General features: G+C 66.8%; 18 protein-coding genes. 6 read left to right on the forward strand and 12 right to left on the reverse strand.

Going from position 1 to position 24,270, the window contains the following annotated elements; all coding sequences use genetic code 11:
• Positions 1–22 precede the first annotated feature (22 nt).
• The 11 genes from C7I84_RS08560 to C7I84_RS08610 all read right to left on the reverse strand — a co-directional run bounded on the left by C7I84_RS08560 (position 23) and on the right by C7I84_RS08610 (position 15,118).
• A complete protein-coding gene (locus C7I84_RS08560) occupies positions 23–307 on the reverse strand; it encodes a DUF2218 domain-containing protein (RefSeq protein ID WP_106771739.1) in 285 nt (94 codons plus the stop codon).
• A 51-nt stretch (positions 308–358) separates the two neighbouring features.
• Positions 359–2,608, reverse strand: a complete 2,250-nt coding sequence (locus C7I84_RS08565) for a TonB-dependent receptor (RefSeq protein WP_245428355.1) — start codon at positions 2,606–2,608, stop codon at positions 359–361.
• Positions 2,609–2,765: 157 nt separating this feature from the next.
• Positions 2,766–3,698: a FecR family protein gene (locus tag C7I84_RS08570; protein ID WP_245428356.1), complete on the reverse strand. Its 933-nt coding sequence runs from the start codon at positions 3,696–3,698 to the stop codon at positions 2,766–2,768.
• 146 nt (positions 3,699–3,844) lie between these two features.
• Positions 3,845–4,357, reverse strand: a complete 513-nt coding sequence (locus tag C7I84_RS08575) for an RNA polymerase sigma factor (RefSeq protein WP_106771742.1) — start codon at positions 4,355–4,357, stop codon at positions 3,845–3,847.
• Positions 4,358–4,983: 626 nt separating this feature from the next.
• The gene (locus tag C7I84_RS08580) at positions 4,984–6,777 is read right to left on the reverse strand and encodes a hydantoinase B/oxoprolinase family protein (protein WP_106771743.1); all 1,794 of its coding nucleotides are present in this window, start codon (positions 6,775–6,777) and stop codon (positions 4,984–4,986) included.
• Positions 6,778–6,806: 29 nt separating this feature from the next.
• Positions 6,807–8,867, reverse strand: a complete 2,061-nt coding sequence (locus C7I84_RS08585) for a hydantoinase/oxoprolinase family protein (RefSeq protein WP_106771744.1) — start codon at positions 8,865–8,867, stop codon at positions 6,807–6,809.
• 29 nt (positions 8,868–8,896) lie between these two features.
• Positions 8,897–9,886: an ABC transporter permease gene (locus tag C7I84_RS08590; RefSeq protein WP_106771745.1), complete on the reverse strand. Its 990-nt coding sequence runs from the start codon at positions 9,884–9,886 to the stop codon at positions 8,897–8,899.
• On the reverse strand, positions 9,883–10,917 hold the full coding sequence (locus tag C7I84_RS08595) for an ABC transporter permease (protein WP_245428357.1): 1,035 nt from the start codon (positions 10,915–10,917) through the stop codon (positions 9,883–9,885). Before C7I84_RS08595 ends, C7I84_RS08590 begins: the two co-directional genes overlap by 4 nt.
• On the reverse strand, positions 10,914–12,401 hold the full coding sequence (locus C7I84_RS08600; RefSeq protein WP_106771747.1) for a sugar ABC transporter ATP-binding protein: 1,488 nt from the start codon (positions 12,399–12,401) through the stop codon (positions 10,914–10,916). The genes C7I84_RS08595 and C7I84_RS08600 overlap by 4 nt, the downstream gene beginning before the upstream one ends.
• 117 nt (positions 12,402–12,518) lie before the next feature.
• Entirely contained in the window at positions 12,519–13,577 is a 1,059-nt protein-coding gene (gene torT / locus C7I84_RS08605) for a TMAO reductase system periplasmic protein TorT (protein WP_106771748.1), read from the reverse strand.
• A 170-nt stretch (positions 13,578–13,747) separates the two neighbouring features.
• Entirely contained in the window at positions 13,748–15,118 is a 1,371-nt protein-coding gene (locus tag C7I84_RS08610) for an aspartate aminotransferase family protein (RefSeq protein WP_106771749.1), read from the reverse strand.
• A gap of 128 nt (positions 15,119–15,246) precedes the next feature.
• Here C7I84_RS08610 and C7I84_RS08615 point away from each other — a divergent pair, with 128 nt between their 5' ends.
• Positions 15,247–15,939, forward strand: coding sequence for a GntR family transcriptional regulator (locus C7I84_RS08615; RefSeq protein ID WP_245428358.1), 693 nt, complete (start codon positions 15,247–15,249; stop codon positions 15,937–15,939).
• Between the two features lie 2 nt (positions 15,940–15,941).
• Positions 15,942–17,060: an NAD(P)/FAD-dependent oxidoreductase gene (locus C7I84_RS08620; protein WP_106771750.1), complete on the forward strand. Its 1,119-nt coding sequence runs from the start codon at positions 15,942–15,944 to the stop codon at positions 17,058–17,060.
• Positions 17,061–17,128: 68 nt separating this feature from the next.
• On the opposite strand, the gene C7I84_RS08625 is transcribed toward C7I84_RS08620, so the two are convergent.
• Entirely contained in the window at positions 17,129–18,043 is a 915-nt protein-coding gene (locus C7I84_RS08625; protein ID WP_106771751.1) for an aminotransferase class IV, read from the reverse strand.
• A 494-nt stretch (positions 18,044–18,537) separates the two neighbouring features.
• Here C7I84_RS08625 and C7I84_RS08630 point away from each other — a divergent pair, with 494 nt between their 5' ends.
• The 4 genes from C7I84_RS08630 (at position 18,538) to C7I84_RS08645 (ending at position 24,147) form a co-directional block, all read left to right on the forward strand.
• A complete protein-coding gene (locus tag C7I84_RS08630; protein ID WP_106771752.1) occupies positions 18,538–19,215 on the forward strand; it encodes a GntR family transcriptional regulator in 678 nt (225 codons plus the stop codon).
• 276 nt (positions 19,216–19,491) lie between these two features.
• Positions 19,492–21,588 (forward strand): TonB-dependent siderophore receptor, encoded by a 2,097-nt coding sequence (locus C7I84_RS08635; RefSeq protein WP_245428359.1) that lies wholly within the window; start codon positions 19,492–19,494, stop codon positions 21,586–21,588.
• A gap of 211 nt (positions 21,589–21,799) precedes the next feature.
• Positions 21,800–23,065: an MFS transporter gene (locus C7I84_RS08640; protein ID WP_245428360.1), complete on the forward strand. Its 1,266-nt coding sequence runs from the start codon at positions 21,800–21,802 to the stop codon at positions 23,063–23,065.
• Positions 23,062–24,147 carry a siderophore-interacting protein gene (locus tag C7I84_RS08645; RefSeq protein WP_106771755.1) on the forward strand — a complete coding sequence of 362 codons (1,086 nt, stop codon included), beginning with the start codon at positions 23,062–23,064 and terminating at the stop codon, positions 24,145–24,147. Before C7I84_RS08640 ends, C7I84_RS08645 begins: the two co-directional genes overlap by 4 nt.
• Positions 24,148–24,270 lie beyond the last annotated feature (123 nt).

The following is a 24,270-nucleotide window of genomic DNA, read 5'->3' on the forward strand; positions in this document are numbered from 1 at the left end:
GAAACGGATTTCCCAGGGAGCGTCAGCTGCTCCAGGCGATGGCCCGGTCTTCCTCGCGAAAGGCGAAACGGGCGAGATGGTCGGCGATCACCGCTTTCGCCTGGGGCAACTGGTCCGCCTCGGAAACGGCGAGGCGGACCGTCAGCGCCTCGTCGTCGGCATCCATGACGGCGGTGCCGAATGAAAAACGGCATTCGCCGTGGCGCTCGCCATGCACCACCTCGATCTTGTGGGCGAAGTGCTTGCACAGCTGGGTGAGATATTTCGGACCGTGCGCGGTCTCGAAGCGTCCCGTCGACTCGACCATGATGATCTTCCTCGTCAGATTCTTCGTGCCGCCCCCGGCCCGTTCATCCGTTCAGAACCTCGCCGTCGCCGTCAGCTTGAAGCTGCGGCCAGGCTCCGGCAGCGGCTCCACGTTGTCGAATTCCTGCCCATAGGTGGCCCGGCTCACATAGTCCTCATCGAACAGGTTCTTGATGTCGCCGCGCAAGGTGAAGTTCGGCGCCGCCTCGGGTTTGTATTCGGCGAAGACGTTGACGACCTCGTAGCTTGGCAGGGACGGGTTGTCATACTTCAGCGCGATCTCGACGTCGCCGCCGAGGGTCACGTTCCATTCGTCGAAACTGTGGTAGGCCGCCAGCGTGATGATCTGGCCGACCGGCGTGGCGAGATAGGTGCCGATGTCGGAATCGGCAGCGCTCCCGTTGATGGTGACGTCGATGTCGGCATATTTGACGCTGGCGCGGCCCGCTCCCCAGTCATAGCCGAGGCCGACCTCGAAACCCTCTGAGCGCACGTCACTCATGGCGATGGCACTGGCCACCGCATATCTGGCCACGCGCGCATCATAGATGTCGGTGCGGAAGACGTTGCCCTCCAGCGTGAAGCCGTTGTAGGTCGCCACCAGACCGGCCGTGACGTTGTTGGAGGTGACCGGCTCCGGCCCGTCGCCGTAGTCCCAGCCCGGATTGAAGATGAAGTTCTCGGCCAGCGGCACGCCGGCCCAGACATGCGAGAAGCCGGCCTTGGCCGTCAGGAATTCCGGGACAAGATCGTACTCCCCAGACACGTTACCGCTGAAGCCGGCATTCTCCCACTTCTCGCCGGTCGTGCCCTCGAACCACTGGTGGTCGCCGCGGGCGCCGAAGGACAGGCGCGTATGATCCCACGGCTCCAGCCGGGCCTGCGCATAGACGCCGACATTGCTGGCGTGCTCGGTGGCCGAATCCTCGCGGGCGTCGAGATCGGCGTCGTCCTTGTAGAAGTCGAAGCCGGCGGTGATGCTGCCGTTCTCGAGGGCGAAGCGGTTCTCTGCCTTGCCGTTGAAGCTGTCGGTCGTACCGATGCCGGGATAGATGTCGAAGCGCGTGTAGATGGGCGTCTCGACCTCGCTGCGGGAATAGGCGACCACCACCTTCGGATCCCACCAGCCTTCCGGCGACACGTCCGTATAGGTGAAAACCGTGTTGGTGCGGTTCAGCGTATAGTCGCGGACCTTCGGCTCCCACGGCCTGGGATTGGTCAGTTCACGGATATTCGCCCGGAACGGCCGCGGGGCGTCGTCACGGACCTGCTCGTGGCTGATCTCGAAGCGGTGGCCGCTTTCCATCTCGTAGGCGACCTTGCCGAGGCCGCTGATCAGGTCGGAGCTCGAGCCGTCAACCACGCTGCCGTCGCCGGCTGTATAATTGTCGCCCTTGGCGAAATTCAGGTAGCCGAGATATTCAAAGCCATCCTCCGCGCCGAAGGCCGACAGGCCGACAGTGTGGGTGTTGCTGTTGAAGTCGTAGCTCGCGGTGGCAAGCCCGCCGAAGGTCTTGCCCGGCTCAAGAAGGTCGCGCGCATCCTTGGTCTCGTAGTTGATCGAGCCGGCGAGCGCGCCCGGGCCGGCATCGGCCGGAGCGACGCCGGCATCGACGCTGACGGCCTTCAGCAGGGCCGGATCGATCAGGTTGGTGGCGTTGTGGTGGAAGACCTTTGCGTTCTGCCGCGAACCGTCGACCGTCACGGCGAGGTTGGTCTCCTCGATGCCCTGCACATAGACCTTCTGCGACATCGGGATCGAGCTGCCGACGGCGATCTTCGGCTCGTCGGCGAAGACGTCGCGCAGGTCGGTCGGGTTCTTGCGCTCCAGATCCTCGGCGGTGATCTCAACCTGGTTGACGCCGCCGTCCCAGGCTCCGCCCGCCACTGTGACGGGATCCAGGATCACCGAGCCGTCCGCTGCCGGCGCGGCGATACCCGGCGCTGCGGCAGCGGCGGTGCCGGACTGGATCGACACCGTGTTCGGCCCGGTGAAGCGGTAGCGCATGCCGGTGCCGGCGAGCAGCTGCGCCAGCGCCTGCTCGGCCGGGATCGACCCGCTCACCGCCGGTGCCCGCGCGCCAGCGACGTCGGACGTGCCGAAGACGATCTGCAGGCCGGTCTGACGGGAAAGCTGGTTCAGCGAGCGGCCGAGCGGCTGGGCAGGAAGGTTGACGTCGTGGACCGCGGCCGACTGGGCAAAGGCCGCTCCCTGCACGCCCGGCAGCGCCAGCAACCCGGTGCCGAGCACGGTCGCCAAGCCGAGCCTCGCCAGCAGGCGACGCGTCGCCCTGGTCTCCAATTCAACCCCGTCCTTGCCCACGATCCCACAACCCCCAAGAAACTCTCGGGCGCATCCGTTCATCGGCCGCCCTCGATCGCAAAGACGCGCGAGGGGGATCGCCGCCTAAAGGCCGTCCGCACTTTTTCTGAAAATTTTTCGGGCTCGCCGCCGGCGATCAGGAGATCAGGATGACGACGCCGGGAATACGGTGCGCGGCGAGGCCGTGGACATGCGCCAGCGCCTCGATTGCGGCATGGGCGTCGCGCGTCTGCACGACCGCGCTGACCGGGCTGTCGTCATAGGCGTGGGTGGCGATGACCAGCCGTTCGGGCACGTAGCGGCCGAGCTCCCTCACCGCCGCGCGGAACGGCTCGCCCTCGAACACCAGCCGGCCGGTCCGCCAGGCCAGCTCGACGTCGAGATCGACGGCCGCGGCTGGCAGCGGCACGCCGCCCTCGGCATAACGGGTCTGCTGGCCGGCGGCGACGACCACGGCCGACCGGGCGCCTGCCGGACCGCCGCTTGCGACGGAGACCGCGCCTTCGGACACCGTGACGGCCACCTCGCCTTCGACGCTGCGCATGGCAAAGCGCCCGGCCGCCGTTTCGCCATGGCCGCCGAGCGCGGCGACGCGGAACGGCGCAGGGATGTCCGGCCGGACGGTGAATTCGGCCTCGCCCTCAATGAGGTCGACAAGGCGCAGGCCGTGGCCGAAATCGAGGGCGACGCGGCTGTTGGTGTTGAGCAGCATGGTCGAGCCGTCCGGCAGACGAGCGGTGGTCTGCTCGCCCGACCGGGTGGCGAAGTCGGTCGTCACCCATGTCAGGATGCGCGGCGCGACGATCGCGGTTGCAACACCGGCAAAGGCCGTGCCTGCAAGGACGGCGCGGCGGCTGAGGGTCCATCGCGCGGCGGGAGACGGCTTCATCGCAGCGAGTTCGCCGCGGTCGCTCACGCCCTGCAGCAGTTGCCAGAACTCCTGCTCGCGGGCGAACGCCCGGTCATGCTCCGGCGACTGCGCCCGCCAGGCCTGGAAGCGCTCAAGCTCCGCCCGGCTGACATTGCCGGACGACAACCGGACGATCCAGTCGCGGGCGTCCAGCGCCACCCTGCGGTCAATTTCGGATTGTCCCAGCCTTTTGCCCATTGCCCGGTCACGCAGCAAAAGCCCGCGGTACCGGGCATGCTCCCTCGTTTGCCTATCATAGACAGGCGAGAAGGCACTACGCCTAAGCTCTTGGGCAAAAAATTTTGCTAAGACGCGCTGTCGAGCGTGTCGCGCAGTTCGGCCAGCCGCTCGACCACCCGGCGGATGTGGTAATAGACGGCCTCCTCGCTGATGCCGAGGCGGCGCGCGATCTCGCGATGCGAGACCCCGCCGAGACGGTTCATCAGGAAGATGCGGCGGCTCTTTTCCGGCATCGCCTGCAGCGCCGTCTCGACCGCGCGCAGGAGGTCGCGGCCCATGACCACGCGCTCGGGCGAGATCTCGTCGACCGACTGCCACAGCAGGTCCTGCACCTCGGCGTCGATCTCGCCGCGCCGCTTCTGCTTGCGGAAATGCCCGATGACCGCGTTCTTGGCCGCCTGCATGGTGAAGGCCGTATGGTTGTCGATGGAATCGTCGTTGCGGACGCTGGCGAGCCTGATCCAGACGTCCTGGACGAGGTCCTCGGCGGTGGCGCTGCATCCGACCCGGCCACGCGTCAGCGCTTCGACGCGCGGGCGCATCGCAGCGAAATTGGAGAGCAGCCTGGTGAGTTCCATCCGGACCCCGTTTCGTGGCACCGCCGGCAGCAGCAGCTTCAGCGCTCCACTAGGCCACCAAAAAATGCCCTGCAAGCCCAAGGCGTTAGGGAAAGCAGCGGGTTTCCGAGAGCTCTCGCTAAAACCTTACTCTTTTTATCATGTTTAGTGCTTGATTCTGCTGCGCTAACGGTCGGAGCCAAAGCTGCACGCGGCGAATTGTCGCATGCCGTGCCCGACATGAGCGGTGCCGGGAGCATGGAAGCTGCCCGCTTCGCGCTTGCCCCGCTTCGCAGGGGAGGATTGGCGGTGCCGCCTGCACGCCCGATCCTCCCCCGTTAGCGCAGGCAGGGCAATCGCATATGTAGTTACCCCCACCCCTAACCCCTCCCCTCAAGGGGGAGGGGGATCTTGCCGCTGTTGTGCCAGACATGAAACGGTGACGATTTCGCTCGGCATGGCGGCCGTAAGTCCCCCTCCCCCTTGAGGGGAGGGGTTAGGGGTGGGGGTAGCCGGCCGCGCGACGCTTCCAGAACTTCCATATGCGATCGTCCTGCCCGTTAGCCTGGGAGGAGGACCATGCGAAGCATGGTGGAGGGGGCGCGAAGAGTTAACAACGGAACGGTCAGCGCAAGCAGCCGCTGGTATCAGGCCGCGCGCAGCGTCCTTGTGCGCGCCTCGTCGACGACGAGCACGCCGAGTTCACCGCCTTCGACCAGCGCGACCTTGTAGACCGTCTCGGCGGCTTCGCGCGACAGCCAGCCGCGATTGACGGTGGCCGCGACGCGGCGCGGATCGCGCTTCAGCGGATCGCCATAGCCGCCGCCGCCGCAGGCGGTGAAGGCGATCTTGGCGCCCTCCTCGATCGTCTCTTCGGCGAAGGCGGGCAGCACGACCCGTTCCGAGCCGGCGAGCTTGATCGATTCGCTCTCCTTGCCGTCGCCGCCGCCCAGCACGCCCCGCGGCGGGAAGCTGGTGCCGTCGGCCGCGTAGACGATCGTCATGTCGTGGTCGAGCGGATAGAAGACGCCGGCCATGGCCGGCGCGCCCTCGAACTCGCCAAAACCCTGCGAGCCGGGCAGCACGCCGCGGCGCTCGATGACGATCGGATACATCGATTCGTCGACCTCGACGGAGTCGAGCTGGATCAGGCCGGCATTGGCCGGGCCGCAATAGGTGAGCCAGCCGTCGAAGCCGTGGCGCGCGCCGCCGCCGGCATAGCCCACGAACACCTGGTTCACGTAAGGCTTGCCGTTCTTGAACGGATCGTGGCCGGAGATGACGCCGACGCCCGCCGGCAGGTGGTTGCCGCTCTCGGCCTGGCCGTGCGGCGCGCCCATCTCGGCGAACACGCAGTTGCCGGCGATCATCAGGCGGTCGTTGACGTTGGTCGTGGCGACCGAGGTGCCCACCGGATATTTCGGCTTGCCGACGACGCTGCCCTCGCGCAGCAGCACCTTGATCTGTGACTTGGCGCCTTCATTGTGCGGGACGCTCTCGTCGAGATTGTTGAAGACGCCGATGCGGCAGGAGCCGGTGGCGGTGTTCTCGGAGAGGTTTAGGCCGCCGGCCACGTTGTCGATGTTGTCGCGGGCGTCGACGACGATCTCGCCCTTCTCCGGATCGACATGGATGGTGACACGCACCGGGATGCCCTCCTCGGCCACGCCCGGCACCGGATCGTGCCTGGTCTCGTAGGTGTAGCTGCCTGCCGGCAGCTTGGCGATGGCCGCCTTGGCGCAGCGCGCGCCGTAGTCGAACCAGTCCTCGACGAAGCCCATGATGGTGTCGCGGCCATAGCGAGCGAACAACTCGCCGATGCGCCGCTCGCCGGTGCGGCAGGCGCCGATCTGGGCGCGCACGTCGCCCAGCCACATGTCCGGCACGCGGTTGCGCATGGTGCCGATGCGCAGGATGTCCTGCTTCTCCCGGTAGTCCTGCGCCACCCGCACGCAGGGGAAATGCAGCCCTTCCTCGAAGATGTTCTTGGCGAAGGGCAGATAGGTCGACGGCACCGGCGCGCCGGTGTCGGCATGATGCGACAGCGCCACCACCCAGAACAGCGGCTCGCCCTCATGAAATACCGGCATCGCCATGATCAGGTCGGCATGATGAGTACCGCCGGTATAGGGGCAGTTGTTGAGGAAGATGTCGCCCCGGGCGATGTCGTCGAAGAGCTCGGTGAGCGGCCTGGTCGCCATGTCCATCGACATGACGTGGATGGGCAAGGCATCCTCGACCGAGACCAGCTTGTGGTCGAAGGTGAGGATGGCGCAGGAGAAGTCGCGCGCGTTCTTGATGACGGCCGAGCGGCTGGCGCGCATGACCACCAGCGTCATCTCGCGCACGATCGCCTCGAAACGGCTCTTCAGCACCGACATCAGGAAGGGGTCCACGCGCCGGTCGGCGATGTCGAGGTCAGATGTGTTGATGGCGTCCATGACGGTCACTTCCTCGTTCGACGATTGGATCAGGCGACGGCGACGACGAGATTGCCGTAGCGGTCGATCTCGCCGTGGTGCCGGTCCTTGAGGTAGGCGGTGAAAGTCTCGGCCTCGACCAGGCACGGCCCGGCAAGACGGACGCCGGCGCCGAGATCGCCCATCTCGTAGACGGGCAGCTCGTCCACCCGGCCGCTCTCCTGCCGGTAGACGCCGCGCTTCGCCTTGGGCGCCACATCGCCCGCCTGATCGGCTAGCGTGTTCCTCTGCCAGATGTCCTGGCCGGAGCGCTTGCCGATGGCGCGCAGCTTCCAGGCGGTGAACTCGACGACGTCGTTGTCGGCGCGGATCGAATAGATGCGCTCATGCATGCGGTGGAAGGCCTCCACCAGGCCCGGCAGGTCGTCGTCCGTCAGCATGCCGCCTTCGGCCTCGAACGGCACCTCGATCTCGAAGGACTGGTATTCGTAGCGGCCGAGGAAGGCGAATTCGAACTGCCGGTTCTCCGCCGCCACGCCGGCCTCGGCGAGAAAGCCGTCGCCGGTGCGGCGCAGGCGCCGCAGCGTGTCGGCGGCGCCCGCGGCATCGAAGGTTGCGCTGGACGTGAGGAAGACGGCGCTCTCCTCGTTGCGGATATCCGAGATCAGGCCGCCAAAGGCGCTGAGGCCGGCCATGAAGCGCGGGATCATGTAGCGCTTGAGGCTGAGGATGTCGGCCATCTCGGCGATGTGGATGGCGGTGGCGCCGCCGCCGCAGACGAAGAAGCTGTCGCGCGGGTTGATGCCCTCGCGCACCGTGATCTCCTCGATGGCGGCGACCATGTTGTGGTTGCTGGTGGTGTAGATGGCGTAGGCCGCCTCGTGCAGCGAGACGCCAAGGCGTGCCGCGATGCTGCCCACCGCCGCTTCGGCGAGGTCGCGGCGGAGCTGCATCTTGCCGCCGAGGAAATAGTCGGGATCGACGATGCCGAGCACGACATTGGCGTCGGTCACCGTCGGCTCGGTGCCGCCCTTGCCGTAGCAGGCGGGGCCCGGCCGCGCGCCGGCGCTGCGCGGACCGACCCGCAGCAGCCCGCCCTCGTCGACGAAGGCGATGGAGCCGCCGCCGGCGCCGACCGAGCGCACGTCTACCTTCGGGATGCCGAGCGAATCGTCGTGGATCATGCTGTCGGGCGTGACGATGATCTGGTGGTCGCGCAGCGCCGAGACGTCGAAGGTGGTGCCGCCCATGTCGCCGACGATGATGTCGGGTTCGTCCGACAGCGCCAGCGCCGCCATCGGTGCCAGCGTCGGGCCGGACATGACGCTGTAGATCGGCTTCCTGATCATGTCAGCGAGCGGCATCATGCCGCCGACGCAGTTGGCGAGCAGCAGCTCGCCACCGAAGCGCTCGTCGTCGAGCGCCGTCTTCAGCTTCTCGATATAGGTGCGCACGATCGGGTTGATCGACGCGTCGATCGCGGCGGCGATGATGCGCTTGTACTCGCGCGGCATCGGGTTGATCTCGTGGCTGAGCGTGATCGGGATGCCCGGCAGCTCGCGCTCCAGCAGGTCGCGCACGGCAAGCTCATGCGCCGGGTTGACCACCGACCAGAGCAGGCCGACTGCAACCGCCTCGACGCCGAGGGCGCGGAAGTCGGCCGCCGCCTTGCCGATATCGTCGAGCGACAGCGCAACCAGCTCGCGGCCGCGCGCGTCGATGCGGCCGCCGACGGTCCTGGTGAGATGGCGCGGCACATAGGGATCGGGATAGTCGAGGCGCCACTGGAAGGCGCCCTTGCGCGGCCCCTCGCGCAGCACGAGGATGTCCTGGTGGCCTTCCGTCAGGATCAGCCCTACCTTCACGGTCTTGCGCTCGACCAGCGCGTTGGTCGACACCGTCGAGCCGTGCACGATCAGGTCGACCTGCTTCATGAAGTCCGCCGGCGTCAGGCCGTAGCCTTCGGCCGCGACATGCAGGACGTCGATGAAGCCCTTCTCGAACTCGCCCGGCGTAGTCGGCGACTTGAAGATCGCGATCTCGCCCTTGCTGTTGGAGACCAGGCAGTCGGTGAACGTCCCGCCGATGTCGATGCAAACCTGATATGCCATACGGGTCCTCGAAGATATCTTGCGGGATCTCAGCGCCTGACGTCGCGGCTGACGATCAGGCTGACGATGATGATGACGCCCAGGCAGATCTGCTGGAGATAGCCGTCGATCTGGACGAGGTTCATGCCGTTGGAGAGCACGGTGATGAACAGCGCGCCGAGCACCGCCGCGCCGACGCCGCCCTCGCCGCCGGAGAGGCGCACGCCGCCGACCACCGCCGCGGCGATCGCCTCCAGCGTCAGGTTGCCGCCGAGATTGGGCTCACCGGAACCCGTGCGGGCGGTGAGCAGCAAGGCGCCGAGGCCGATCAGCACGGAGCAGAGCATGTAGGCGACCACCAGCACCGGCATGGTGCGGATGCCGGCGGCAACGGCCGCCCTCGGATTGGCACCGATGATGTAGAGGCTGCGGCCGAAACGCGTCGCCTTGAGCGTCAGGAACAGCAGCGCGAAAACCAGCGCGGCGACCAGGATCGGAACCGGGATCGACAGGACGCTCGCCTGGGCGAACATGGCGGTGAAGCCCGGCGGCAGGCCGGTGACGGGAAAACCGTCGCTGACGGTCGAGGCGAAGGCCATCACCACATTGGCCATGCCCAGCGTGGTGACCAGCGGATTGATGCCGATGCCGGCGATCAGCAGCCCGTTGGCAAGGCCGATCAGCGCCGCGACGAGGATGCCGGCGCCGAGGCCCCAGAGGATCGCGGCATCGCCGCCGCCCATCGCGACCATCGCCATCGACGCCGCCACGCTGACCAGCGACACGGTGTAGCCGAGCGACAGGTCGAAGCCGCGGGTCAGGATGACCATGGTCTGCGCCATGGCGAAGATGGCGAGGTAGCTCGCCTGGATGGCGATGTTGCGGAAATTGCCGAGCGACAACACGCGCGGCTCGATCAGGCCGAACAGCACCAGCGTGCAGAGGATGGCGATCGGCAGGCGGGCGGCGCGCAGGCCGGCAACTAAAGACGTGGCGGAGGCCCGCACCGCTGCCGCTTGCGTGCCCGAAGGGGTGCTCATGCCTGCCGCCTCCGCAGAAGCAGCCGCTCGATGGCGAGCGCCACGATCAGCACGGCGCCGAGCACCAGCGTCTGGTACTTGCTGTCGACCTGGACCAGGTTCATGGCGTTGGCGACCACCGCCAGGAACAGGGCGGCAAGCGCCACATGCTCGGCGCGGCCGACGCCGCCGCGCAGCGACACGCCGCCGATCACCGCCGCCGCGATGGTCTCCAGCGCCAAAGTCGTGCCGATGGTCGCGTGGCCGGCGCCCAGCCGCGACGTCATCAGGAAACCGGTGAGCGCGGCCAGCACACCCGCCAGCACATAGGCCGCCATCAGGGTGCGGCCGGTGCGCACGCCGGAAAGGCGGGCCGAGCGCTCGTCGCTACCGACGGCATAGATGTGACGGCCGAGCGCGGTGAACCGCTGCAGCACGATGCAACCGGCAAGCACGGCGAGCGCCACCCAGAGCACGACCGGCAGGCCGAGAAGCTGGCCGCGGCCGACGCCGCTGACGAAGGTATCGGTGACGCCGTAGATCGGGATGCCCTGGGTGAAATAGAGCGCGATGCCCACCAGCACCGACATCATGGCGAGCGTCACCATGAAGGGCGACAGCGAGAAGGAGGCGACCAGCCAGGCATTGACCGAGCCGACCAGCACGCCGACGCCGACGACGGCGGCCAGCGACAGCAGGATCAGCAGCACGCCAGCGTCGGGGAAATAGCCGCTGCCGACCAGCATGACGGTGGCCGTCACGACGGAGGCGATCGCCACCACCGCGCCCACCGACAGGTCGAAGCCGCCGGCGGTCATCACCAGCATCTGCGCCAGCGAGGGGATGAGCAGGAAGGAGAAGTTGCGCATCATGTTGATGAGGTTGAGCCGGTTGAGGAAACGCGGCTCGATCAGCGCCGTGGCGACGACGGCGATCACGAGGAAGGTGATGACGATGCCGCCCTGCATGAGGAAGCGGTCGAGCAGGCCGACGCGGTGCGGTGTCCGCTCCGTGCCGGCCGTTGAGGCGGCAGTCGAGTTCATCGTACTCATGCCTTCCCCCCGAAATAGTGGGAGAGAATCTGCTGCTCCGAGCGTTCGTTCTCGCCGAGTTCGGCCACGACGCGGCCCTCATGCATGACGTAGATGCGCGAGGCGAGATTGACGAGCTCCGGCAGCTCCGACGTCGAGACGACGACGCAGGCGCCGCCTTCGACCAGCCGCTTGATCAGGTTGTAGACATCGGCCTTGGCGCCGACGTCGATGCCGACCGTCGGCTCGTCGAAGAGATAGACGTCGAAGGGTTTCATCAGCCCGCGCGCCAGCATCACCTTCTGCTGGTTGCCGCCGGAAAAGGCAGAGACCCGGCGCTCGGGCGCCATCGGCCGGAGCGCGAGCTCGGTCAGCGGCGCGCGGATCACCTCGTTCTCGCGCCAGAATTTCAGCACCGGCCCGGCGGCCAGCGACGGCAGCCTGAGCGCACTCATGGTGGCGTTCTCGCGCGCCGGACGCATCACCGCCAGGCCCTCCGAGCCGCGGTCGGCAGGGAAGTAGCAGAGATTGGCGGCCAGCATGGCCGGCGGCGACGGTCGCTCCACGACCTTGTCGCCGAGCCGGATCGTGCCGGACTCGACCGCCTCCAGGCCGAAGACGGCACGACACAATTCGCTGCGGCCGCAACCGACCAGCCCGGCCAGCCCGACCACCTCCCCCGCCCGGGCGACGAAGGAAGCGTCGATCACGGAGCCGTCGGCGGTGGTGAGGTTGCGGACCTCGAGCCGGACCTCGCCGGGCTTCTGCTCGATCTTGGGAAAGAGCTGCTCGACCGGACGGCCGACCATCATCTCGATGAGGTCATCGTCCGATATCTCGGCGGTCGCAACGGTGCCGATCTTCTTGCCGCCGCGCAGCACGGTGACGCGGTCGGAAAGCTTCCGTATCTCGGCCATGCGGTGCGAGACATAGATGATGCCGACGCCGCGCCCCTTCAGCACCGCCATGGCGCTGAACAGCTTTTCGGCCTCGCCGTCTGTGAGCGAGGCCGTCGGCTCGTCGAGGATGAGCACTTCCGGCCGGGTGCGCAGCGCCTTGGCGATCTCGACCATCTGCTTCTGGGCGCGCGAGAGGAAGGCGACCTTCTCGTCGAGCGGCACATGGAAGCCGAGGTCGTCGAGCAGATCGACGGCCGCCTGGCGCATCTGCCGGCGTTTGAGGAAGAAGCCGCCTGATTGCTCGCGGCCGAGAAACAGGTTGTCGAGCACCGTCAGGTCCGGCACCAGGCTGAATTCCTGGAACACGGCGGCGATGCCATTCTCGCGCGCCGCCTGCGGCGTCAGGCTGGCCACCGGCCGGCCGCCGATGCGGCAGGAGCCTTCGGTCCAGGGAAACGTGCCGGCGATCAGGTTGATCAGCGTCGACTTGCCGGCACCGTTCTCGCCGAGCAGTGCGTGAACCTCGCCGCGCTCGAGCGAGAAATCGACATTGTCAAGCGCGACGACGCCCTGAAACGCCTTGGTGAATCCTGTAACTTCCAGCATCCCGTCAAAATGCCCAAATTGGCGGCGGCAAGGCCCGACCGCGACGGATGCGCGGCAAGGCCCGGGAGGATCGCGAACGCATCGCGGCGTGCGAGGACGCGAGCTCTGGCCCGCCTCCTATTTCACCGAGAATTCGGGGCGCCAGCCGTCGGGCGCGAAAATCTGGGTCGTGTCGATCTTGTCGACATTCTCGCTGGTCACGATGCCCGGAGCAACCAGCAGAATCTTCTCGTGCTCCTTCTTTTCCAGCGCGCGGACCGCGAGGTCCACGCCGATGCGGCCCATGATCACCGGATATTCGGTGGCGAAGCCGAGCACCGCGCCGTCCTTGACCGCCTTCAGCATGGTCTGGTTCTCATAGGAGGACATGATGGTGACGTTTTCCAGCCCGGCATCCTGCACGGCGCCGATGGCAGCCTCGGCGGTCGGCGCGCCGCCCCAGATGACGTTCACGTCGGGATAGGTCTGCAGTGCGTCCTCGACCAGCCGGAGCTGGGCCGGCACGCTGGCCTCGCCGAACATCTCGGCCAGCAGCTTGACGTTGCCGGTCTTGGTGCTGTCGCGGAAACCGCCCATGTAGGTCTCGGCCCAGCCGCTGCCCTGCGGACCAGGGAAGGCGACCGCCTGGCCCTGCTTGTCCCCCAGGAACTTCTTCACGTATTCGCCGGTCTGAAAACCTTTCTGGTAGAAGTCCGGGGTGATGCGGGCGGTGATCGGCGTCTCCAGGATCGGATTGGCGACGGCGACGTTGACGATGCCCTTGCCCATGCCCTCGCCGATCTTGGCGGCGACGCCGGCCTCGGAGATCGCCGAGATCAGGATGGCGTCGGCGCCGGAAGCGACACAGTCGTCATATTGCGAAATCTGCTTGGGCAGCGCGGTGTAGCCGCCGGCCTGGAAGACCGTCACCTTGACGCCGAGGCGCTTGGCCTCCTCGACGATTCCGTAGTTCACCGACACCCAATAGCTGTCCTGCAGATGCGGGAACAGCACGCAGAGGTTCCACGGCTTCTCGGCCTTCTCCAAAGGCGCGTATTCGATCTGCTGGATGGTGTTGAGATCGCCGTCCTTGGCGGAGGCAATCTTGAACGGCCACCAGTCGGCAGCCTCGGCCGCAGCGACAGAAACCATCGTGGCCGACAGGGCGAAGGCCAGCGTTCTTCCAAACTTGCGCATGAAAATTCTCCCATCTCTTTTGGCCAGACGCCCCCTCCGGGCGCTTCAGGCCGGTCGAAGGGCATCACCCTTCCGTTGCACCACTCTTCTATTGTCGTTTTCCCGACTTTACCTGGCGACGGATGCTCGCGTCACATCCTTCGCTCATCCCGTTCGTTCCACACCGCACGTCATTTCGCGACCTGCTTCGCCGCCGCGTCGAGCGCCTGCTCGACCGCCTGCATAAGAAGATCGACCTGCTTCTCCGTGATGATGAGCGGCGGGCAGAAGGCCAGCGCGTCGCCCATGTTGCGCGTGATCACGCCGTTGTCCTGGAGGAGGCCGTTGACCAGGCCGCCCAGCGCGCCGACCGACCCCCAGGGCGCCTTGGCAGCCTTGTCGGCAACGAGTTCGATCGCCGCGATGAGACCGACGCCGCGCACCTCGCCAACCAGCGGGTGCACGGCGAGGCGGCGCAGGCGTTCCTGCATATGGGCTCCCACCCTGCGGGCGTTGCCGACCAGATCCCGCTCCTCGATCAGGTTGAGGTTTTCCAGCGCCACCGCCGCCGCGACCGGATGGCCGCCGCCGGTGAAGCCGTGCCCGAAGGTGCCGATGCGATTGCTCTCGTCCGCGATCGGCTCGAACACCCTGTCGTTGATCAGCAGCGCCGAGATCGGCAGGTAGGAGGACGAGATCTGCTTCGACATGACGATGATGTCGGGCTTGATGCCGTAGGTCTGGCAGCCGAACATCGCACCGGTGCGGCCGAAGCCGCAGATCACCTCGTCGGCGACGAGCAGGATGTCGTACTTCGCCAGCACCGCCTGGATCTTCTCCCAGTAGCCGGCCGGCGGCACGACGACGCCGCCCGCCCCCATCACCGGCTCGCCGAAGAAGGCGGCGACCGTCTCCGGCCCTTCCGCGAGGATCAGCTGCTCCAGCTCGCCGGCCAGTCGGGTCGAGAACTGCTCCTCGCTCTCGCCCGGCAGCGCCTCGCGCCAGTAATGTGGCGATGCCGTATGCAGCACGTTGGCGATCGGCAGATCGAAGGAGGTCTGGTTGCTGGGAAGGCCGGTCAGGCTGGCCGCGGCGATGGTGACGCCGTGATAGCCGCGCTTGCGGGCGATGATCTTCTTGCGCTGCGGCTGGCCCAGCGCGTTCGACCGGTACCAGATCATCTTGATGGCCGTGTCGTTGGCCTCTGAGCCGGAATTGGTGAAGAACGCCTTGCTCATCGGCACCGGCGCCATCAGCACCAGCTTCTCGGCAAGGTCGATCAGCGGCGAATGCGATCTGGAGCTGAAGCTGTGGTAGAAGGGCAGCTTCGCCATCTGCCGGGCGGCCGCCTCGACCAGCCGCGGCTCCGAGAAGCCGACGGCCACGCTCCACAGGCCCGCCATCGCCTCGATGTAGCGGTTGCCGGCGGCATCCTCGACATAGATGCCGTCGCCCTTCTCGATCACCAGCGGGCCGGTTTCCTGATGCTTGCGCGCATTGGTGTAGGCATGGAGGTGATAACGGATGTCGCGGGCTTCGGGGGAGTTGGGCTGGGCATCCATGGAGGCTTCCTCGACGCAGGAGGCTCATACCACGAGCCGCCACACCGTGCCGGGTCGCCTCTTGCTATTTGCTGTTTGATGCATCATCTTTCTTATAAGATATGATGTCAAGAAGAAGTATCGGTCACATGGCGGGGGATGAGGTGCAGTCGGATTTCACTCTGGAGACCCTGGCGCGCGAGAGCCTGGGCGACACCGTCTACACCCGACTCGCTGAGGCCCTCATCAAGGGGCGGTTCGCCCCGGACCAGCGGCTGACCATCCGCGATCTCGCCCAGTCGCTGGGCACCAGCGTGACGCCGGTGCGCGACGCCATCCTGCGCCTCATCCAGGACGAGGGGCTCGTGCAGCGCTCGGCGCGGGAGGTGCGGGTGCCCATCATGACGCCGGCGCGCTATCGCGAAATCCGCCAGATACGTCTGAAGCTCGAAGGACTGGCAGCGCGCGAGGCCGCCCTCAAGGCCACCCCGGCCGATGTCGCACGGCTCGCCGGCCTGATCGCCAGCAACGAGAGGGAGATCGCCGGGAAAAACTGGTTCGAGGCACTCGATCTCAACCAGACCTTTCATTTCGCGCTTGCCGAGATCGCCGACATGGCGGTGCTGCGCGGCATCCTGAACCGGCTCTGGCTGCAGATGGGACCGCTGATCGCCGAATCGTACCAGGCGGGAGGACGCCTGATGATCGAGCACCACTACGCCGTCCTCCGCGCCGTCGAAGCCCGGGACCCGGACGCGGCCGAGCAGGCGATCGTCGACGACATCAGCGAAGCCGGCCAGATCATCCTCGACCGGCTGGTCGCCCGCAGCGCTGCGGCCTGAGCATGGAGGAAGTCGAGTGCGTCGTCGTCGGCGCCGGCGTCGTCGGCCTGGCGATCGCCCGCGAATTGTCTGGACGCGGTCTCGAAGTGCTCGTCCTGGAGGCGGCAGACGCGATCGGCACGGGGACGAGCTCGCGCAATTCCGAGGTCATCCATGCCGGCATCTATTACCCCGCCGGGTCGCTGAAGGCCCGGCTATGCATCCAGGGCCGCGAGCGGCTCTACCGCTACTGCGCCGAGCGCGGCGTTCCGCACGCCCGCTGCGGCAAGCTGATCGTGGCGACCGGCGCCGAGCAGGAGCCTATGCTGGCGCGGATCGCCGCCGGCGCCCGCGCCTGCGGCGCCGGCGAGCTGACGCTGCTCGACGCAGCCGAGGCGCAGGCGCTGGAGCCGGCGCTGAGCTGCACCGCCGCCCTGTTGTCGCCGATGACCGGCATCATCGACAGCCATACGCTGATGCTGACGCTGCTGGGCGACGCCGAGCAGGACGGGGCGGTGCCCGTCCTCAACACACGGGTGGTCGCGGGCCGTGTCGAAGACGGCCGGATCGCGCTCGACACGCAGGACGCGGCAGGCGGCGGCGCGTTTTCCATCGCCGCCCGCCATGTGGTCAACGCGGCCGGCCTCGGCGCTCACACCCTTGCCCGTTCGCTCGCCGGTCTCGATCCCGGGGTGGTGCCGCAGCTCCACTATGCCAAGGGCAATTACTTCTCCGTCGCCGGGCGAGCGCCATTTTCGCGGCTCGTCTACCCTGTGCCCGAACCGGGCGGGCTCGGCGTCCACATGACGCTCGATCTCAACGGCGTCGCCCGCTTCGGCCCAGACGTAGAATGGACGGATACGCTCGACTATCGTGTCGATCCCGACCGCAGCCTGCGCTTCTACGAAGAAGTTCGCCGCTACTGGCCGGGCCTCGCCGACGGCAGCCTGCAGCCGGCCTATAGCGGCATCCGGCCGAAACTCTCCGGTCCTGGAGAAGCCGCGGCGGACTTCGTCATCCAGGGCGGCGAGGTCCACGGCCTGAACAACCTCGTCAATCTGTTCGGCATCGAAAGCCCCGGCTTGACCTCCTGCCTCGCAATCGCCGAAGAGGTCGCCCTGCGGCTGGGGGTGCGGCGCTGACCGGAAAGGCGCCGCGCGGCATCAGCTATGGGGCGGCCGAGGAAGCCGGCAAGGCGGCCTGGCGCCCGTCACGCCGTCCCGTAATCGACCGGCGTGCTCAGCCAGCCGGCCTGCTTCTTCGCCCAATAGAGGTCGTGGATGCGGCCGGTCACCGGGCCGGGCTTGCCGTTGCCGTAGATGCGGCCGTCCAGCACCGTCACCGGCATGATGCCGCCCGCCGTGCTGGTAATGAATATCTCGTCGGCATCGTGCAGTTCCTCGATCGCGACCGGGCGGACCTCGCAACGTAGCTCCACCTCGCCCGCGAGTTCGATGACGGTGCGCCGCGTCATGCCCTCGAACACGCCGCGATCCGGCGTCGCGATCGTGCTGCCCTTGACGGCGAAGACGTTGAAGCCGGCCCCTTCGGTCACGTTGCCGTGGCCGTCGTTGAGCAGCGCCACGATCGCGTCGCGGTCGTAGGCCTCCAAGATGCCCATGGTCAGGTCGAGCCAGTGAAAATTCTTGATGCGCGGGTCGATGGCCTCCGGCGGGATGCGCTGAACGGAGCTCACCACCATCTTCAGCCCGTCGCGGCGCTGCTCCTCGTTGGCGATCCACACGAAGGGCTGGGCGAAGGCATAGAAGCGGTTCTGGCAGAGCCGCGGGTCGCGCGTGCCGCGCGGCGGCACGCCGCGCGTGCAGGTCATCTGAACGTAGGCGTCGCGCAGGCCGCTGCGGCGCACGCATTCGACCAGGATTGCGGCGATCTCCGCCCGCGAATAAGGCAAGCTCATGCGCAGGCCACGCATCGACGCCTCGAAGCGCTCGATATGGTCGTCGAGGCGGAAGAAGCTGCCCTTCCACACATGGGCGACGTCATAGGTCGCGTCGGAGCGGACGAAGCCGCGGTCGGTGAGCGGCACGCTGGCCTCGGCGAGCGGCATATAGGTCCCGTTCACGAAAGCGATGCCGTCAGCCGGATCGTGATGTCTGTCGTTCATGACGTTCCTCCTCTTCGCACGTGGGCGGCTGGCAGCGGCCAAGCGGCCCACGTTCGACCCCGGCGAAATCGCCCTTAGCCGGACCAAGCTTTTGTATAGCGCCTGGCGGCGGCGACATAGTCATGGACGTCGTCGCCGCCCGCCACGCTCAGCGGGCCCCTGCTCGTACAGCTCGGTCGATCTGCCAACACGGATGCAGTCTCATGCCCATGGTGCGCGGTGAGCTTCAAGAGTCTGTAAGACGGTTCTTACGGTTTTATCCATAACTTATATCTTATATGTTTTCGAGGTGGCAGGATGATCCATCGAGTGGGCCACGCCCGGACGCGAAACCTGCAGAAGAAGCATTGAGACACTCTCGCGGCCGTCCGGCATGCCGATCCGCGACGCCCCACCCCTTGTTCCAAATAACGAGGTGCATGGCGGGCCTATACTTTGTAGGATCAGACTCAGACGGATGATGCTGGGCAACGAAGGCTGAGGAGGACAGCGTCGTGAACATTCAGCCACTTGAACAGGGCAATCTTTCCGCCCGCGCCTATCAGGCGCTACGCGAAGGCCTGATCGCCGGCCAGTTCCGGCCCGGCCAGCGGCTGGTCATGCACGATCTCGCCGACCAGCTGGGCACGAGCGTGACACCCGTACGCGAAGCCTGCCTTCGGCTGGTCAGCGAGTGCGGCCTCGAGCTGCGCTCCGGCCGGTTCGTCACGGTGCCTGCCATGACCATGGCCCGCTACATGGAGGTGCGCACCATCCGGCTCGCCCTGGAGGGGCTGGCGGCGGGCCTCGCCGCGCCGAACGCCACCGAAGACGACATCGCCAGGCTCACAGATCTCCAGGCGGCCTTCGTCGAAGTGGACAATGGCGGCGATTCGGAACGGGCCTTCCGCTACAATCGCGACTTCCATTTCACCGTCTATCGATTGTCCGGAATGGAGATGCTGGTCACCCACATCGAGAGCCTCTGGGTATCGATGGGACCGATGCTGACGGTCTTCTTCAACGAGGGCGACCACCGCTACGTCGGCGCGGCCGAGCACGACAACCTGATCGTCGCGCTCCGCGAGAAGAATACGGCCAAGGCACGCACGGCGATGGAACGCGACCTTATCCTGGGCGGCGAGGACTTTCTGCGCTTCCTGCGCACGCACGAGCAGTTCACCGTCGACTGAGACGTACCTGCGCCCAAGCCCTGAACTCGGCGTGACTCTGTGCCCGGTCGACCCGCCGCGTTATCCGCGGATGCCGGTTATTTCCGCCGAACTCTGTCATGCCGACACGCGGCATCGACCGATGAGCAACACCTCGCGGGGAAATTGCACCTGCCCTCGCGGCAGGGGTCGCCTTTAACTTGACTGAACTTATCCAGATATTTAGGAGCGCCCGTCTGGAGGTCCGCCGCGTGCGGCGGGCCGCCAGGTTTCATGAGTGAGACCAGGGGTTTTGAAGTGAGCTTTTTCGGGTACCGCACCGGCCGCGCAGGGCTGTTTGCCGCATTGTCGCTGCCGTTGACGACGGCGGCCGTCATCGCGCAGGAGGCCCCCACGGTTCTCCAGCAGATCACGGTGGAATCGGAAAGTGACGACACGCTGGTCCAGGACGGCTATGTTGCCAAGCAGGACCGGCTCGGCACCAAGGTGGACACGCCGATCGTCGAGATCCCGCAGGCGATCTCGACCGTCACCCAGGACCAGATGGAGGACCAGAAGCCCCGCACCCTCAACGAATCGCTGAGCTATACGGCAAGCGCCAACCCCAACAGCTTCGGCTTCGACACGCGCTATGACGCGTTCTTCCTGCGCGGCTTCCCGGCCCACTACAACGGTATGTTCCGCGACGGGCTGCGCCAATACAACAGCCCTTCGGCCTGGTTCAAGACGGAGCCCTATGGCATCGAGGGCGTCACGATCCTGAAAGGCCCCGCCTCCTCGCTATACGGCATCAGCGGCCCCGGCGGCATCGTCAACGTCGTCACCAAGCGGCCGAAGGACGAGCAGTTCCGCGAGATCGAGCTTTTGGGCGGCACCTATGACCGCGGCCAGATCGGCTTCGACTTCTCCGGCCCCGCCACCGAGAACGGCGCCCTGCTCTACCGGCTGACCGGCCTCGGCCGGCTGAGCAACACCGAGCTGCCCGGCTATCCCGACGACAAGGCCTATTTCGCCCCGGCGATAACCTTCAAGCCGGACGAGGACACGAAACTCACCATCCTCGGCGAGATATCCCATTCGGTGACCGGCGGCACGGCGGCCTTCTACAATCCGGCCTACGGCGTGGTCTCCGACATCTACGAGGGCGACCCCAACTACAACGACTTCACTCAGACGCAGGGGCGCATCGGCTACGAGTTCGAGCACCGCGTCAACGACCTGCTGACGCTGCGCCAGAACCTGCGCTTCAACGCCGTCGACGCCGACCTCGAATACAGCGGCCATTATCCGAGCGGCTCGGGCCTCGCCCGCTACTGGGGCCACTATACCGAGGACATGAAGAACTTCGTCGTCGACAACATGGCGCAGTTCGAGTTCGACACCGGCGCGGCCAGCCATACCGCGGTGGCCGGCGTCGACTATGGCTGGTCCGACTACGACGCCCATAGCGGCGTAGGCTACGTCTCGGCGGAGGACACGGCGGACGCGCCGGTTCCTTATGCCGGCGGGCAGCGCATGCACAATATCGGCATCTATCTGCACGACCAGGTGGAGTGGAACGACTTCACCCTGTTCGCCAGCGGCCGCTACGACTGGGTCGACACCAAGTCGACCGCGGTCGACGAAACGGAGAGCACGCAGAAGGATGAGGCCTTCTCCTACCGGCTCGGCCTCTCCTACCGGACCGAGTGGGGCATCATCCCCTACGTCAACTATTCCACCTCCTTTTCGCCCAATATCGGCCTCGTCTACGACGACGTCACCAGCACGGTGGGTCGGGTCGCGCGCCCGACCATCGGCACGCAGCGCGAGATCGGCGTCAAATACGAGGTGCCGGACTACAACGCCGTCATCACGGCCGCGCTGTTCGACATCGACCAGGAGGACGGCGTGGTCTTCGACGCCTCCACCGGCATCAACAAGCAGCGCCAGCTCGACCTCAACTCGCGCGGCTTCGAGATCGAGGCCAACGCATCGCTCGACAACGGCTTCAGCATCATCGCCTCCTACACCCATCTGCGCATGAAGATTCTGAACGGCGCGGAAGGAACCGACGGCAAAGAGCTCTCGGCCACGCCCAACGACATCTTCTCGCTGTGGGGCCACTATCTCTTCGAGGACGGCACGTTGGCCGGGCTCGGCCTCGGGGCCGGCATCCGCTATGTCGGCAGCAGCTACGGCGACGACACCAACACCTTCAAGAACGAGGCCCGCACCTTCGTCGACGCCGCCGTCTCCTACGATTTCGGCACGAAAAACCCAGCCTGGGACGGTGTCATGCTGCAGGTCAACGCGAAAAACCTGTTCGACGAGCAGAAGCCGATCTGCTCGGCCGGCTATTGCTACAAGGACGAGGGCCGCTCGGTGTTCGGCAGCCTGCGTTACCGGTTCTGATGAATTCGGCTGGCCGAGCCGATCCGACCGTGCAGGGCAGCGGGACATGACAAAAGACGAGGGCTTCCGCCACCTGGTACCCCCACCCCTGACCCCTCCCCACAAGGGGGAGGGGGACTTTGCGGCCGCCATGCCGCAGAAAACCATCGACGATTGGCGCCCGGCGGAAGCGCACGCAAGTTCCCCTCCCCCTTGTGGGGAGGGGTCAGGGGTGGGGGTAAACTCCCATCCAATTGCCCCTGCCGGCGTGGTGTTCGCCATCGGCGGCCTCTATGTCGCGCAGAGCGTGATCGGCGGCATAAGCTGGACCGGCCTGCCGGCGGTGTTGCGCGACGGCGGGCTGGCGCTGGATGATGTCGGCCTGCTGTCGCTGATCGCGCTGCCCTGGGCGCTGAAGTTCCTGTGGTCGCCGCAGGTCGAGCGGTTCCGCCTGCCCCGCAGCGGTCGCAACCGCTCCGGCACGATCGTGCTCGTCGGCGGCCTGATCAGCATTCTCGGCCTGGCGCTCGCCGGCATGCTCGGGCCGCAGGCGCTGTTTCCGGTGCTGGCCTGCCTGACGGTTGTGGCCTTCGCGGCGTCGACGGTCGATATCGCCTGCGACGGTTATGCGGTCGAAACGCTGGCGAAGAAATTCCACGGCTGGGGCAACGCCGCCCAGGTCGGCGGCGCCTATCTCGGCTCGGCCATCGGCGGCGGCCTGTTCCTGGTCCTCGTAGCCGCCGGCGGCTGGCAGGTTGCGGTTTTGGCCATGGTGCTGCTGCTGGTGCTGCTCGGCGCACCCTTCCTGCTGCACGCCCGCTCCCACGCTGCCGCTGAGACCCGACCGCACACTCCGTCGCTCGCCTCCGCCCTGCGGCGCAGGGAAGTGCGCAGGGGCCTTCTCGCCGCCGCGATTTACGTGGTCGCGCAGAAGGGCAGCATGATGATGCTCGGCCCCTTCCTGATCGATGCGGGCTTCGGCCTCGCCGAGATCGGCCTGCTGAACGGCGTGGGCAGCCTGTTCGTCGGCTTCGCAGCGGCGCTCGCCGGCGGCGCTCTGGTCAGGGCTTGGGGCGCGAGAACCGTGCTGGTGCTCGCGCTCGTGCTGCAGGGCGCCGCGCTGCTGTTCTTCGCCGGTTACGGTCTGTTTCCGGGCATATCCAAGACGCTGCTGATGGCGGTGGCGGTCGCCAGTTCGTCGGGCGTCATGGCGCTGGGCTTCGTCGCGCTCTATGCGCAGTTCATGGGCTGGTCCGATCCGCGCCAGGGCGGCGTCGACTTCACCCTGTTCCAGTCGATGGACGCGCTGGTCAGCATGGCCTGCGGCGTGCTCGCCGGCTACGCGGCAGAGCATTTCGGCTACACGGCCTTCTATGCCGGCGCGGCTGCCGTCGCGCTCGCCGCCATTCCGGCGATCGCGCTGGTCGCCGACGGAAAACCGTCCGGCGGCGAAGTCGCGGCGCCGGGCGCAAAACCCTCCGGAGTTTTCGAGCGATGAACGCAATCCTGCCGCTCAAGGCCGAAACGCTGGTCCGCGTGCGCTCCCCCGAGACGGTGATGGCGCATCTGCACGAACATTTCGGCGAGCACGGTATCGTCTCGGGCGAGTCCGGCGGCTGGTCGGTCGCGTTCGAGATCGGCACGGCGTCGGTCGCCCTGCGCGATGGCGCTCTCGCCTTCCGCGTCGAGGCCGGCGACGACACCTCGCTGTCGTTCCTGCAATGGAGCGTGGCCGAGCATGTCAACGAATTCGCGCCCGGCGAAGAGCCGGACATCGTCTGGCAGGGCGGCACGACGCCCGGCGCGCCGCTGCCCTATTTCCGCGAGATGCGGGTGGTCCGCGCCGTCGACGTGACGCCGGCGATGCGGCGCCTCACGCTTGCCGGCGAAAATCTGGCTCGCTTCGCTCATGACGGGCTGCATGTGCGGCTGCTGTTCGCACCCCGGCCGGGCGTGGCCCCGGTATGGCCGGTGATGGCGGCGGACGGGCGGCAGGCCTGGCCCGAGGGGGAACGGCCGGTCGCCCGGGTCTACACGATCCGCAGGATCGACGTCGAAGCCGGCGAGATCGACATCGATTTCGTCATGCACGAGGGCGACGGCATGCCCGGCGCACAGTTTGCCCGCGACGCGCTTCCCGGTGCCGTGGTCGGCATGACCGGACCGGGCGGCGGCGGGAGCCTGCCGCCGGCCTCGCGTCATATCCTTGCCGGCGACGAGACGGCGCTGCCCGCCATCGCGCGTATGCTGGAGGAATTTCCGGCCGGGGCACGCGCCACCGTGCTGATCGAGATCGCAGACGATGCCGAACGGCAGGACCTTGCGGCAAAGCCCGGCATCGATGTGCACTGGCTGTCGCGCGAGGGGCGTCCGGCCGGCTCCACGACGCTGCTGATCGACGCGCTGCGGTCGCTCGATGACTCGCATTGGCAGGACGACACGTACGTCTGGGCGGCCTGCGAGCACGCCGCCGCCCGCGCTATCCGCGCTTTCCTGAAAGCGGAGCGCGGCCTGCCGAAGAAACGCTTTCTCGCGGCCGCCTACTGGCGGCGCGGGCAAGCTGGCGAGGTCGACGAGTAAACCGAGACGACGGGGACGGCCGGTCTATCCACGAGGCCAAACGGCGGCAACGCCGCGTCCCCGACAGCGCGGTCGTCGCATGTCAAAACGTATATTGCATGCGATATGCGCTTCCGCTAGCTT

The organism is Kumtagia ephedrae (genome assembly GCF_003012745.1).
In the GTDB taxonomy this organism is placed as follows: domain Bacteria; phylum Pseudomonadota; class Alphaproteobacteria; order Rhizobiales; family Rhizobiaceae; genus Kumtagia; species Kumtagia ephedrae.

Coding starts and splice junctions, on each gene's coding strand:
- C7I84_RS08560 (WP_106771739.1), bottom strand. CDS start 307: ATGGTCGAGTCGACGGGACGCTTCGAGACCGCGCACGGTCCGAAATAT.
- C7I84_RS08575 (WP_106771742.1), bottom strand. CDS start 4,357: ATGGAACTCACCAGGCTGCTCTCCAATTTCGCTGCGATGCGCCCGCGC.
- C7I84_RS08580 (WP_106771743.1), bottom strand. CDS start 6,777: ATGGACGCCATCAACACATCTGACCTCGACATCGCCGACCGGCGCGTG.
- C7I84_RS08585 (WP_106771744.1), bottom strand. CDS start 8,867: ATGGCATATCAGGTTTGCATCGACATCGGCGGGACGTTCACCGACTGC.
- C7I84_RS08590 (WP_106771745.1), bottom strand. CDS start 9,886: ATGAGCACCCCTTCGGGCACGCAAGCGGCAGCGGTGCGGGCCTCCGCC.
- C7I84_RS08595 (WP_245428357.1), bottom strand. CDS start 10,917: ATGAGTACGATGAACTCGACTGCCGCCTCAACGGCCGGCACGGAGCGG.
- C7I84_RS08600 (WP_106771747.1), bottom strand. CDS start 12,401: ATGCTGGAAGTTACAGGATTCACCAAGGCGTTTCAGGGCGTCGTCGCG.
- torT (WP_106771748.1), bottom strand. CDS start 13,577: ATGCGCAAGTTTGGAAGAACGCTGGCCTTCGCCCTGTCGGCCACGATG.
- C7I84_RS08610 (WP_106771749.1), bottom strand. CDS start 15,118: ATGGATGCCCAGCCCAACTCCCCCGAAGCCCGCGACATCCGTTATCAC.
- C7I84_RS08615 (WP_245428358.1), top strand. CDS start 15,247: ATGGCGGGGGATGAGGTGCAGTCGGATTTCACTCTGGAGACCCTGGCG.
- C7I84_RS08620 (WP_106771750.1), top strand. CDS start 15,942: ATGGAGGAAGTCGAGTGCGTCGTCGTCGGCGCCGGCGTCGTCGGCCTG.
- C7I84_RS08625 (WP_106771751.1), bottom strand. CDS start 18,043: ATGAACGACAGACATCACGATCCGGCTGACGGCATCGCTTTCGTGAAC.
- C7I84_RS08645 (WP_106771755.1), top strand. CDS start 23,062: ATGAACGCAATCCTGCCGCTCAAGGCCGAAACGCTGGTCCGCGTGCGC.